This window comes from Roseateles sp. T103, from assembly GCF_057219915.1.
In genome coordinates this window covers 110,150-121,668 of record NZ_JBXVVS010000004.1, presented here as the reverse complement: position 1 = coordinate 121,668, position 11,519 = coordinate 110,150, and the positions used below count along the sequence as shown (strand labels likewise).

The 11,519-nt window shown below is 66.6% G+C and carries 12 protein-coding genes; 6 read left to right on the top strand and 6 right to left on the bottom strand.

The annotated features are described in order from the left end of the window. Nucleotides 1-294 precede the first annotated feature (294 nt). Nucleotides 295-498, bottom strand: a complete 204-nt coding sequence (gene hemP, locus AC2EBS_RS13035) for a hemin uptake protein HemP (RefSeq protein WP_484728854.1) — start codon at nt 496-498, stop codon at nt 295-297. Between the two features lie 153 nt (nt 499-651). On the opposite strand from hemP, the gene bfr reads away from it, so the two are divergent. The 6 genes from bfr to AC2EBS_RS13005 all read left to right on the top strand — a co-directional run bounded on the left by bfr (nt 652) and on the right by AC2EBS_RS13005 (nt 6,382). Next, complete coding sequence (gene bfr, locus AC2EBS_RS13030; RefSeq protein ID WP_484728853.1) at nt 652-1,134, top strand: bacterioferritin; 483 nt, start codon at nt 652-654, stop codon at nt 1,132-1,134. A 130-nt stretch (nt 1,135-1,264) separates the two neighbouring features. Next, a complete protein-coding gene (locus AC2EBS_RS13025) occupies nt 1,265-1,498 on the top strand; it encodes a (2Fe-2S)-binding protein (protein WP_484728852.1) in 234 nt (77 codons plus the stop codon). Nucleotides 1,499-1,637: 139 nt separating this feature from the next. After that, entirely contained in the window at nt 1,638-3,266 is a 1,629-nt protein-coding gene (locus tag AC2EBS_RS13020) for a gamma-glutamyltransferase family protein (RefSeq protein WP_484728851.1), read from the top strand. Nucleotides 3,267-3,339: 73 nt separating this feature from the next. Beyond that, entirely contained in the window at nt 3,340-4,215 is an 876-nt protein-coding gene (locus tag AC2EBS_RS13015; protein WP_484728850.1) for a GNAT family N-acetyltransferase, read from the top strand. Nucleotides 4,216-4,429: 214 nt separating this feature from the next. Further along, the gene (locus tag AC2EBS_RS13010) at nt 4,430-5,773 is read left to right on the top strand and encodes an MFS transporter (protein WP_484728849.1); all 1,344 of its coding nucleotides are present in this window, start codon (nt 4,430-4,432) and stop codon (nt 5,771-5,773) included. A 21-nt stretch (nt 5,774-5,794) separates the two neighbouring features. Further along, on the top strand, nt 5,795-6,382 hold the full coding sequence (locus tag AC2EBS_RS13005) for a GNAT family N-acetyltransferase (protein WP_484728848.1): 588 nt from the start codon (nt 5,795-5,797) through the stop codon (nt 6,380-6,382). A gap of 3 nt (nt 6,383-6,385) precedes the next feature. Here AC2EBS_RS13005 and ugpQ read toward each other — a convergent pair whose 3' ends face one another. From ugpQ to ugpB, 5 genes are all read right to left on the bottom strand, one after another. Beyond that, entirely contained in the window at nt 6,386-7,132 is a 747-nt protein-coding gene (gene ugpQ / locus AC2EBS_RS13000) for a glycerophosphodiester phosphodiesterase (protein ID WP_484728847.1), read from the bottom strand. A 7-nt stretch (nt 7,133-7,139) separates the two neighbouring features. Further along, entirely contained in the window at nt 7,140-8,207 is a 1,068-nt protein-coding gene (locus tag AC2EBS_RS12995; RefSeq protein ID WP_484728846.1) for a sn-glycerol-3-phosphate import ATP-binding protein UgpC, read from the bottom strand. A gap of 151 nt (nt 8,208-8,358) precedes the next feature. Next, nucleotides 8,359-9,213 (bottom strand): sn-glycerol-3-phosphate ABC transporter permease UgpE, encoded by an 855-nt coding sequence (gene ugpE, locus AC2EBS_RS12990; RefSeq protein ID WP_484728845.1) that lies wholly within the window; start codon nt 9,211-9,213, stop codon nt 8,359-8,361. Between the two features lies 1 nt (nt 9,214). Continuing rightward, nucleotides 9,215-10,096, bottom strand: coding sequence for a sn-glycerol-3-phosphate ABC transporter permease UgpA (gene ugpA, locus AC2EBS_RS12985; RefSeq protein WP_484729135.1), 882 nt, complete (start codon nt 10,094-10,096; stop codon nt 9,215-9,217). A gap of 105 nt (nt 10,097-10,201) precedes the next feature. Then, nucleotides 10,202-11,509: a sn-glycerol-3-phosphate ABC transporter substrate-binding protein UgpB gene (gene ugpB / locus AC2EBS_RS12980; RefSeq protein ID WP_484729134.1), complete on the bottom strand. Its 1,308-nt coding sequence runs from the start codon at nt 11,507-11,509 to the stop codon at nt 10,202-10,204. Nucleotides 11,510-11,519 lie beyond the last annotated feature (10 nt).

Genomic DNA, 11,519 nt, shown 5'->3' with positions numbered 1-11,519 from the left:
GCAGGCAGACGCCGATCACGGGGCACAGGGCTTGCGGAGGCAGCTCCCAGAGCCGGCGGCGGCGCGAGCCGCGCGGGCGGGTGGCTGGGGAGGACGCCGGCTCGGGCACAGGCCTTGCCTTCAAAGGGCCGAACACGCTCGGTGTGCTGCTTTGCTTCTCACCGTTCAATTCGCACATCTCAGAGCTCCACGATTGAATGCTTGCAAGCTGCGCTGGGGCAGGCGTGGCACGGGCTGGCGGAACAGGCTGGCAGGTGCTGGGCGGAATGGGGACGCGATGCGGGTCGCTTCGGGCTACTTGGTCAGGATGAGCTTGCCCAAGGCGGTCAGGCGCAGCCGATAGATCTGGCCCCCATGCTCGATCTCTACCTCACGCTCGCTGCCGAGCAAGGCAGTGCTGTGCAGTCGAGTCGGTGGGCGCGCTGGCGCTGGTTGGGCGCTGTCTTGCGCGAGGCGGGCTGTGGACAGTGGCTGGTCTGTCGGGCTGCGGGTTCTCATGTGTAGATATTAAATGCGAACCATTCGCAATTGCAAGCCTTGTCGAGCTTGTTGGGCTTGGCATGTCTGTCGGCGAAGCGCAGGGGCACGCTCCCATGCAGACGAACTCGCGCGCACAATCAGGTGCGAAGCAAGTTCCCAAGGAGAACCGCAATGAAGGGCGACGCCAAGGTCATCGAGTTTTTGAACGCCCAGCTCAAGAACGAGCTGACCGCCATCAATCAGTACTTTCTGCACGCCCGCATGCTGAAAAACTGGGGTTTCGAGCGTCTTGCCAAGCATGAGTACGAGGAGTCCATCGAGGAGATGAAGCACGCCGACCGGTTGATCGAACGTGTGCTGATGCTCGAAGGTCTGCCGAATCTGCAGGACCTGGGCAAGCTCTACATCGGCGAGAGTGCCGTCGAGGTGCTGCACTGCGATCTGAAACTCGAGATGGCCGCGCACGGTGTGCTCAAGGATGGCATCGCCCATTGCGAAAGCGTGCGTGACTATGTCTCGCGCGACATCCTGCAGGACATCCTCGAGGACACCGAGGAGCACATCGACCACCTGGAGACGCAGATCGGTCTGCTCGCCCAGCTCGGCGAGCAGAACTGGCTGCAGTCGCAGATGGGTGAGGGCAAGGCAAGCTGACGGCGGGCCGGTGCGAGGTGGTAGACGTCCCCTTGCACTCTCAGGGCTTGCATAGGATCTTATTGAGAAGTGTTCGCATTTGCGATAAAGTGCCTCGGGTCGGCAGCCTGCCGGCTCCGATTGCACTCCGATGATCGTCTGCCTCTGCCATCGAGTCTCCGACCGCGACATCCGCCACGCCGTGGAATCCGGCCTGCGCAACTTCGAATTGCTGCAGGACGAGACGCGCGTCGCCTCGGCCTGTGGTTGCTGCCATGACTGCGCACGCGAGGTTTTCGATGCGGCGCTCACGAAAGGGAGCTGCCCTGGCCTGTGCCATAGCGAGCGGGCCCAGGTGACGTTGCCGGCCAAGGCTGTCGTCTGACGCCAGCCCGCAGCGCTGGGCGATCTGCGAAGGCCGTCCGCGCGCCTGCTCTTGGTGTGTGCTTTCGTGCGGCACGACAATCGGCCCGCTGCAGCGGCGCTGTCGTCGCTGAGTCAGCCGTACAGGAGTCCGCAGCACCATGACCACGCATCCCTTCGACTGGGGCCAGAGCTACCCGAGCGTTCGCTCGCCGGTCTTTGCGCGCAACATCGTGTCCACCTCGCACCCGCTGGCTGCACAGGCGGGTTTGCGCATGCTGGCGCAGGGCGGCAATGCGGTGGATGCAGCCATCGCGACTGCGGCGGCGATGACCCTGGTCGAGCCTTGCAGCAACGGCCTGGGCTCGGATGCCTTCGCCATTCTCTGGGACGGCAAGCAGCTGCATGGCCTCAACGCTTCCGGCCATGCGCCCCAGGCCTGGACGCCCGACTTCTTCCGCCGCAAGTACGGCGCTGACGCGAAGAACCTGCCCAAGCGCGGCTGGGACGCGGTGACGGTGCCCGGCGCCGTGGCCGGCTGGGTAGCGCTGAGCGAACGCTTCGGCAAGCTGCCTTTCGCAGACCTGCTCGCGCCGGCGATCGAGATCGCCGAACGCGGCTATGCGGTGCCGGTGATCGTGCAGAGCAAGTGGGCGATGGCCGCGGCGTTGCAGGACCTGACCTCGCAGCCGGGTTTCGCCCAGGCCTTTCTGCCGCACGGCCGGGCGCCGCAGGTGGGTGAGCTGTTCCGTTTCCCCGACGCCGCGCGGACCCTGCGCCTGGTCGCGCAGACCAAGGGGCAGGCCTTCTACCAGGGTGAGATCGCGGCGGCCGTCGAGGCCTTTGCCAAGCAGACCGGTGGCGCGATGACGGCGGCTGACTTCGCTGCCTACCGCCCGCAGTGGGTGGCTCCGATCGCGATGGACTATGCCGGCCACACCTTGCACGAGATCCCGCCCAATGGGCAGGGCATCGCCGCGCTGATGGCGCTGGGCATCCTGAAGAACTTCGACCTTGGCTCGCTGCCGGTGGACAGCACGGCCTCGCAGCATCTGCAGATCGAAGCGATGAAGCTGGCCTTTGCCGACGTCTATCGCTATGTGGCCGATCCCGAGCACATGACGCTGACGCCGGCGCAGATGCTCGATCCTGGCTACCTGGCCGAACGCGCCAAGCTGATCGACATGAAGCGCGCGCAGGATTTCCAGGCCGGCAACCCGGTGCGCGGCGGCACCATCTACCTGACCGCGGCCGACGAGAGCGGCATGATGGTCAGCTTCATTCAGAGCAACTACATGGGCTTCGGCTCCGGCGTCGTGGTGCCTGGCTACGGCCTGTCGCTGCAGAACCGCGGCCATGGCTTCACGCTGGCCGAGGGCCATGCCAACCTGGTGGCACCGCGCAAGCGCCCCTTCCACACCATCATCCCGGCCTTCCTGACCAAGGACGGTCAGCCGGTGATGAGCTACGGCGTGATGGGCGGCAATATGCAGCCGCAGGGCCATATGCAGACCCTGGTGCGCATGCTGGACTACCGCCAGCATCCGCAGACCGCCTGCGATGCGCCGCGCTGGCGATTCAATGAGGGCCTGTCGATCAATGTCGAAGCCTCGATGAGGCCGGACACCATCGAAGGGCTGCGCGCGCTAGGCCACCAGATCGGCGACATCCACGACAGCTATCAGGACTTCGGTGCCGGTCAGTTCATCTGGCGCCTCGGCGATCCGGCGGTGGAGGGCTACGTGGCCGCCAGCGACCCGCGCCGCGACGGTGCCGCCGTGGGCTATTGAGAAGGCCGTTCAGACCTGACCCTGTCAGTTCTGACACTGACGCCCGAGCTTGGCCCCGGCTAGTCTCGCCAGTATGAGACTGGTCCATGCGCTGTCATTGGGCTGGCGCACCGAACTGATATTCGCGCGTTTCGATGGCAGCGTGATCGAGCGCAAGGATTGCGTCGTCGTGCGTACGCCGGCCAACCCGCTGCACTACTGGGGCAACTGCCTGCTGCTACCCAGGCCGCCACGCGACCATGAGCTGCCCTACTGGCTGGCGCGCTTCGAGGACGAGGTGGCCAGCCACTCGGGTGAAACCCGTCATGTGGCCATCGGTTTCGATGCGCAGACCCCGCCGGAGCCGCTGCTGAGCTGGCGAGCCGCCGGCTTCGAGATTACGCCGACGGCGACCCTGTCGCTGCGCACGACCGACTTGCGCATGCCGGTGCAGCCGCTGGCCGCCCAGTTCCAGTTCGAGCGCCTGAATCTCGCCGACCTCGCGGTGCAGCAGCAGATCGTTGAACTGCACTGCGCCAGCGATGCTGGCGGCCATGATCCGGTGCTCTACCGCCGCCACCGGCAGCTGCAGATGCAGCGCTATGCGGCGATGCAGCTGGCCGGGCTGGGCCATTGGTATGCCATCCGCCACGGCGATGCGCTCGTAGCCGATTGCGGCTTGTTTCGCGAGGAGCGCCTGGGGCGCTTCCAGCATGTCGGCACGCACCCGCTGTGGCGTCGCCGCGGGCTGGGTCGCGGCCTCGTCGAGCGAGTCACCCAGCAGGGGTTTCTGCAGATGGGGCTGGAGCAGATCGTGCTGCGCGCCGATCCGGCGGAGGCTGCGATCGGCATCTACGAAGCGCTGGGCTACCGCCGCCAGGGCTATGTCTGGAGTGCCTTGCGCCAGGCGGCGATGCCGGGCCAAGGCGGTGGCTTGGCTTGTCGCACTGCGGACGAAACGTTAGGATGAGCTCCCCTCCAAGGACTTGAGCAATGACCAAGCTTCTCGATCGCACCAGACGCACCGCAAGCCGCGGCGCGCCGGCGCGCGTGCGCGGTCTTGCCCGTCCTGGCGTGTCGGTCTGACGCGCCGCTCCCCGCGGATCCAGAGTCCGCCCCCGCCTTGATGCTGTTCAGACCTGGCCCCACGAGGGCGAGGTGCTGACCTGTTGGAGTGTTCTGTCATGCCCAAGCGGCAATCTTTCCCGATCTGGCTGAGCCAGCTCGGCCAGGCCTTGCGCCTGCCTCCCGGCGACCTGTTGCGCGACGCCGTCTACCGACGCCTGTGGAGCTCCATCCTGATCAGCTCGCTGGGTGGTCAGATCACCATGCTGGCGCTGCCCCTGACCGCGGCGGTGCTGCTCGATGCCTCGCCCACACAGATGGGCCTGCTCACCGCGATGGAGATCCTCCCTTTCGTACTGTTCTCGCTGCCCTCCGGCGTCTGGCTGGACCGCGTGCGCAAGCTGCCGGTCTATGTCTGGGGCGAAACGCTGCTGGCGCTGGTCGTGGGTACAGTGCCGGTGGCCGCGCTGATGGGATGGTTGTCGATGACCTGGCTCTATGTGGTCGGCTTCGTGCTCGGCACGGTCTACACCACGGCCGGCAGCGCCGCGCAGATCGTGCTGACGCAGGTGGTGCCGCGCGAGCGCCTGGTCGAGGCGCATGCGAAGAATGCGCTCGCCTCCTCGGGCGCGGAGGTGGCGGGGCCAGGTCTGGCCGGCGCGTTGATCAAGATGCTCGGCGCGCCGCTGGCCCTGGCGGTCGATGCGGCGCTGGTGCTGGTTTCGGCGCTGATCCTGCGTGGCATCAAGGTCAATGAGACGCCCCCCAGCAAGGAGGGTGCACACTTCTGGCGCGACCTCAAAGCCGGGCTGCAGTTCGTCAGGGAGCAGCGCCTGCTCGTCGCGCTGGCGCTGGCGGTGGGCAGCTGGCAGCTCTGCCACAACGCTGCCATCGTGGTGCAGATCCTCTTCGCCACGCGCACGCTGGAGCTCAGCGGCCAGACCGTGGGCCTGTGCTACATCGCGCTGGGCGCCGGCACGGTGCTGGCCAGCGTGCTGGGCCATCGCATCAGCCGTCGCATCGGTCCCGGGCCCTGTCTGGTGCTGGGCTTCGCGGCCAGCGCACAGGGCTGGTTGTTGCTGGCCTTTGCACCGCAGGGCGCCTGGGGTGTGGCGGCGTTCTGCTACATGCTGTTCAGCTTCGGCGTCGGTGCGGTGCTCATCTTCATCAACTTCCTCTCGCTGCGCCAGGCGGTGACGCCGGGTCCGCTGCTGGGGCGCATGACCAGCACGATGCGCTGGCTGATCCTGCTGCCGGCCGGTCCGGGCGCGCTGATCGGCGGCTGGATCGGCGAGCACCTCGGCCTGCGCTGGGCGCTGGGCTTCGCCGGCTGTGCCGCCGCGCTCTTGAGCGTGCTGGCCTGGCGTGCAGCGACGATACGCACGGTGCGCTCGCTGCCCAGCAGCGAGGATCTCGAGTTGCGCCACGAGCCCTCGCTGCCTGAGCCCACGCTGGCCAAGTGAAACCCTGACGAAGCGACGACCATGAGCACTCCCGACCCCGTCCTGATCCAGGTGCCCGAGCGCATAGCGACCGAGCGCCTGCTGCTGCTCGCGCCGCGTGCCGGCTTGGGCCAGGCGCTCAACGCGGCGATCTGCGAGTCCATCGAAGACCTGCGCCCCTGGATGCCCTGGGCCCAGGTCGAGCCCACCGTCGAAGAGAGCGAGGCCGTGGTGCGCCGCCAGCTCGCGCGCTTCATCGCCCGCGAGGATCTGGCTTTCCAGATCTACCGCCGCAACAGCGACGGTAGCGCCGGCCAGCTGCTCGGCGGCACCGGTCTGCATCGCTTCGACTGGACGGTTCGCCGCTTCGAGATCGGCTACTGGATTCGCAGCGGCGCGCAGGGGCAGGGTTATGTCAGCGAGGCGGTGCGTGCGCTGGCGGCGATGGCCTTCACCGCACTGCGGGCCAGACGCGTCGAGATCCGCATGGATAGCGCCAATCGGCGCAGCCGCGCCGTGGCCGAGCGCTGCGGCTTCGAGCTCGAGGGCGTGCTGCGCCGCGATGCCTTGAATCCGCTGGGCCAGCCGCGCGACACCTGCGTCTATTCGCGCATCGCCGAGGCGGACTGAAGCTCAGCGGCCGCCCGGTGCGAAACGGTCGACCGCGTCGCTGATGATGCCGTCCACGCCATTGCCGATCAGCCACTGCGCGACAGACTCGTCGTTGACGGTATAGACCAGGGCCTTGAGCCCGGCGCCGTGCAGGCGTTCGACCAGCGTGCGGTCCATCAGCGCGTAGTTCGTGATCACCGCCCGGCATTGCAGCTGCGTGGCCACCTCGAACCAGTCGCTCCACAAGGTGTCCAGCAGCAGGCCGCGCGGCAGCTCGGGCGCGCTGTCGCGTGCGCCGGCCAGCGCCTCGGGCCTGAAGGACGAGAGCAAGGGCACCATGCCGCTGCCGGCCCACAGCCGCCGCACCTCGCGGCCGACGACGCGGCCGGTCTCGGCCTCGCTGCCCGGTGTGGGCTTGATCTCGATGTTCAGCGCGAAGCGGTTGCGCAGGCAGTAGTGCGCGATCGCGTCTAGGCTGGGGATGGGCTCGCCGGCAAACGCGCGGCTGTGCCAGCCGCCAGCGTCGATGCGCGAGAGCTGCTCCCAGGGCCGCTCGCCGGCCACGCCGCGCTCGGGCGTGGTGCGCTCGAGCGTGGCGTCGTGCAACAGAAAGGGCACGCCGTCGGCGCTGAGCTTGACGTCACACTCGAAGGCGCGCCAGCCCTGCCGCGCGCCTTCGCGAAAGGCGGCCAGCGTGTTCTCCGGTGCCAGCTTGCCGGCGCCACGGTGCGCGATCCAGAAGGGCAGGGGCCAGGTGGTGTTCGTCATGGCCGGATCATTCCACACGCTGCTGGGTCTGCGCGTCGAACCAGTGCAGCTGTTGTGCACTGACTGCCAGGCGCAGCGTATCGCCGGCCCTGGGCGGTGTCAGCGTGCCGTCGATACGCAGCGTGAAGGGCTCGCTGCCCAGCCGGCCGTGGACCAGACGCTCGGCACCGAGCATCTCGATCATCTCGACGTGCAGCGGCCAGCCGTCAGCAGCGTCGAAGTGGTCGAGGTGTTCGGGCCGCAGCCCGAGGATCAGCGCGCCATCGCGCGGCGCGTCCGAGGGCAGCGGCAGCGAGATGCCGCCGGTCGCGAAGACGCCGCCGCGTGCCTGGCCCTTCAGCAGGTTCATCGGTGGTGAACCGATGAAGCCGGCGACGAAGGTGGTCGCCGGCCGGCCATAGACCTCCTCGGGCGTGCCGATCTGCTCCATGCGGCCGGCGTTCATCACGATCATGCGCTGGGCCAGCGTCATGGCCTCCACCTGGTCGTGGGTCACGAACAGCGAGGTCACGCCCAGCTCGCCATGCAGCTTCTGGATCTCCAGGCGCGTCTGGGCACGCAGCTTGGCATCCAGATTGGACAGCGGCTCGTCGAAGAGGAAGACCTGCGGGTTGCGCACGATGGCGCGGCCCATCGCCACGCGCTGGCGCTGCCCGCCAGAGAGCTGGCGCGGCTTGCGATCCAGCAGTGTCGAGAGCTCGAGGATCTTGGCTGCCTTGTCGACGCGAGCCTTGATCTCCGCCATCGGCACCTTCTTGATCTTCAGTCCGTAAGCCATGTTCTCGAACACGCTCATGTGCGGGTAGAGCGCGTAGTTCTGGAACACCATCGCGATGTCGCGATCAGCCGGCTCCACGTTGTTGACCACGCGGGGGCCGATGGCGATCTCGCCGCCGCTGATCTCCTCCAGCCCGGCGACCATGCGCAGCAGCGTGCTCTTGCCGCAGCCGGAGGGGCCGACGATGACGATGAACTCGCCGTCGGCGATCTCGGCATCGACGCCGTGGATCACCTGGTTGGCCTTGGGGCCGTGGCCGTAGCGCTTGACGACCTTGCGCAGGGAAATGCTTGCCATGTTCTCGCGGTGTATTCCGGTTAGCGGTGTTGCCTGGCTGCGCCTCGCTGCGCGTGGCTCGATTCCGAGCGGGCGACGTCCGGTGATCCGGCTCCGCCGGTCGCTCGGGCGTGCCCCCTTGAGGGGGCGGCCGCAGGCCGTAGGGGTTGGTTCATTTCTCGGTGTCCACCAGGCCTTTGACGAACCACTTCTGCATCAGCATCACCACCAGGGCGGGCGGGATCATGGCCAGCAGCGCGGTGGCCATGACCACGTTCCATTCCGTGTAGGACTCGCCGGCGACCAGGCGCTTGATGCCCATCACCACCGGGTACATCGATTCCTCGGTGGTCACCAGCAGCGGCCACAGGTACTGGTTCCAGCCATAGATGAACTGGATCACGAAGAGGGCTGCGATGCTGGTGCTCGACAGCGGCAGCAGCACGTCCTTGAAGAAGCGCATCGGCCCGGCACCGTCCATGCGGGCGGCCTCGACCAACTCGTCCGGCACGGTCATGAAGAACTGGCGGAACAGGAAGGTGGCAGTCGCCGATGCGATCAGCGGCACGGTCAGACCGGCGTAGCTGTTGAGCATGCCGAGGTCGGCGACGACCTTGTAGGTCGGCCCGATGCGCACCTCCACCGGCAACATCAGCGTGACGAAGATCGCCCAGAAGAAGAACTGCTTGAACGGAAAGCGGAAGTACACGATGGCGAAGGCCGAGAGCAGCGAGATCGCGATCTTGCCCAGCGAGATCACCAGCGCGCTGATCAGGCTGATCTTCAGCATCGGCAGTGCGGGAGGGATCTTGCTGCCGGCGCTGGTCTCGCCGCCCATGAGGGCCAGCGTCCAGGTCTCGATCAGATGATCACCGGGAACCAGCGAAAGCGGCCGGCTCTGTGCGATCTGCTCGGCGCTCTGCGTCGAGGCCACGAAGGTCAGGTAAACCGGGAAGGCCACGATCAGCACGCCGATGATCAGCGTGAGATGCGCCAGCAGGGTGAGGGCGGGGCGACGTTCGACCATGTCAGTACTGCACCTTCTTTTCGACGAAGCGGAACTGCAGCACCGTCAGCGCGATCACCACCACCATCAGCACCACCGATTGCGCGGCCGAGCCGCCCAGGTCCAGGGCCTTGAAGCCGTCGTAGTAGACCTTGTAGACCAAGATGGCCGTGTCCTTGCCAGGCCCGCCGTGCGTGGTGGCATCGACGATGGCGAAGGTGTCGAAGAAGGCGTAGACGACATTGATCACCAGCAGGAAGAAGGTTGTCGGCGAGAGCAGCGGGAAGATGATGGTCCAGAAGCGCCGGCCCGGGCCGGCGCCGTCGATGGCCGCGGCCTCGATCAAGGACTTCGGGATCGACTGCAGTCCGGCCAGAAAGAACAGGAAGTTGTAGGAGATCTGCTTCCACACGGCGGCCACGACGATCAGCGTCAGCGCGTGCTCGCTCTTGAGCAGATGGTTCCAATCCAGACCCATGGCCTGCAGCGTGTAGGACACCACGCCGATCGACGGGGCGAACATGAACAGCCACAGCACGCCGGCCACGGCCGGTGCCACCGCGTAGGGCCAGATCAGCAGCGTTTTGTAGGCCATGGCGCCCCTGATCACCCGATCGGCCATCACGGCCAGCAGCAGGGCCAGCGAAAGGCCGCACACCGCCACCAGCAGCGAGAACAGTGCGGTGACCTTGAAGGAGGCCAGATAGCTGTCGTCAGCAAACAGCGCGCGGAAATTCTCCAGGCCCACCCATTCGACGGAAGTGCCGAAGGCATCCTGCTGTTGCAGCGACTGCAGCAGCGCCTGGCCTGCGGGCCAGAAAAAGAAGATCGTGATCACGGCCACCTGGGGTGCCAACAACAGCCAGGGCAGCCAGCGCGATCGGAACAGGACTCTTTTCTCCACAGACATCGACGGTCCTTCGAAAAAGATCAAACCCGCCGCCTGGCAGGGCCAGGGGCGGGCGGGTGCACGCGGCGCTCGACGCTGATGGCGCCGCTCGCGGCCAGCTTACTTGTTGGCCTTCTGGAAGCGCGCGAGTTGTTCGTTGCCACGCTTGACGGCAGCGTCGAGGCCTTCCTTGGCGCTCTTCTTGCCGGCCCAGACCTGCTCCATCTCTTCATCGATGATGGTGCGGATCTGCACGAAGTTGCCCAGGCGGATGCCGCGCGACTTGTCGGTGGTCTTGCGGATCATCTGCTCGACCGAGACGTCGGTGCCGGGATTGGCCTTGTAGAAACCGCTCTTCTCGGTCAGCTCGTATGAGGCCTTGGTCAGCGGCAGGTAGCCGGTGCGCTGGTGGCTCTTTGCAGCCTCCTCGGCTTTGGACAGGTGCGCGAAGAACTGGGCGACGCCCTTGTACTCCGGGGCCTTCTTGCCCGACATCACCCACAGGCTGGCGCCGCCGATCACCGTGTTCTGCGGCGCACCGGGCACGTCGTGGTAGTAGGGCAGCGTCGAGATGCCGAAGGCGAACTTGGCGTTTCTCTTGGTGTTGCCGTACAGCGCAGACGAGCCGGTGGTCATCGCGCACTCGCCCGACACATAGGTCGCGTCCGCCGCATTGCCGCGGCCCTTGTAGACGAACAGGCCCTGCTTGGCCATGTTCGCCAGGTTCTCGACGTGGCGCACATGCAGCGGCGTATTGAAGGCCAGGCGCGTGTCGGTGCCGCCGAAGCCGTTGGACTTGGTGGCGAACTCGACGTTGTGCCAGGCCGAGAAGCTCTCCAGCTGGGTCCAGCTCTGCCAGCTGGTGGTGAAGGGGCATTTGTGCCCGCTGGCCTTGAGCTTGGCGGCGACCAGGGCGACCTCCGACCAGGTCTTGGGCGGACTGTTGGGGTCCACGCCTGCGGCCTTGAGCGCGTCCTTGTTGTAGTGCAGCACCGTGGTGGAGCTGTTGAAGGGGAAGCTGAGCATCTGGCCATTGGGGGCGGTGTAGTAACCGGCCACGGCGGGCACGTAGGCCGCAGGATCGAACTTGACGCCGGCGCTCTTCATGACTTCGCCGACCGGCACGATGGCGCCCTTGCTGGCCATCATCGTGGCGGTACCGACTTCGAAGACCTGCAGGATGTGCGGTGCGTTGCCGGCGCGGAACGCGGCGATCGCGGCAGTCATGGACTCGTCGTAGCTGCCCTTGAAGGTCGGCACGATCTTGTAGTCCTTCTGGCTGGCATTGAAGTCCTTGGCCAGGTCGTTGACCCATTCGCCCAAGGCACCGCCCATGGAGTGCCACCACTGAATCTCGGTCTGGGCTGTCGCGTTGTTGCCCAAGCCCAGGGCCAGCATGGCGGCGGCCGCTGCGGCGCAGCGTTTCACGGTTGTCGTT

Excerpts from the sequence above, each read along its gene's own strand:
- hemP (WP_484728854.1), bottom strand. The coding sequence starts at position 498 with ATGAGAACCCGCAGCCCGACAGACCAGCCACTGTCCACAGCCCGCCTC.
- bfr (WP_484728853.1), top strand. The coding sequence starts at position 652 with ATGAAGGGCGACGCCAAGGTCATCGAGTTTTTGAACGCCCAGCTCAAG.
- AC2EBS_RS13025 (WP_484728852.1), top strand. The coding sequence starts at position 1,265 with ATGATCGTCTGCCTCTGCCATCGAGTCTCCGACCGCGACATCCGCCAC.
- AC2EBS_RS13020 (WP_484728851.1), top strand. The coding sequence starts at position 1,638 with ATGACCACGCATCCCTTCGACTGGGGCCAGAGCTACCCGAGCGTTCGC.
- AC2EBS_RS13015 (WP_484728850.1), top strand. The coding sequence starts at position 3,340 with ATGAGACTGGTCCATGCGCTGTCATTGGGCTGGCGCACCGAACTGATA.
- AC2EBS_RS13010 (WP_484728849.1), top strand. The coding sequence starts at position 4,430 with ATGCCCAAGCGGCAATCTTTCCCGATCTGGCTGAGCCAGCTCGGCCAG.
- AC2EBS_RS13005 (WP_484728848.1), top strand. The coding sequence starts at position 5,795 with ATGAGCACTCCCGACCCCGTCCTGATCCAGGTGCCCGAGCGCATAGCG.
- ugpQ (WP_484728847.1), bottom strand. The coding sequence starts at position 7,132 with ATGACGAACACCACCTGGCCCCTGCCCTTCTGGATCGCGCACCGTGGC.
- AC2EBS_RS12995 (WP_484728846.1), bottom strand. The coding sequence starts at position 8,207 with ATGGCAAGCATTTCCCTGCGCAAGGTCGTCAAGCGCTACGGCCACGGC.
- ugpE (WP_484728845.1), bottom strand. The coding sequence starts at position 9,213 with ATGGTCGAACGTCGCCCCGCCCTCACCCTGCTGGCGCATCTCACGCTG.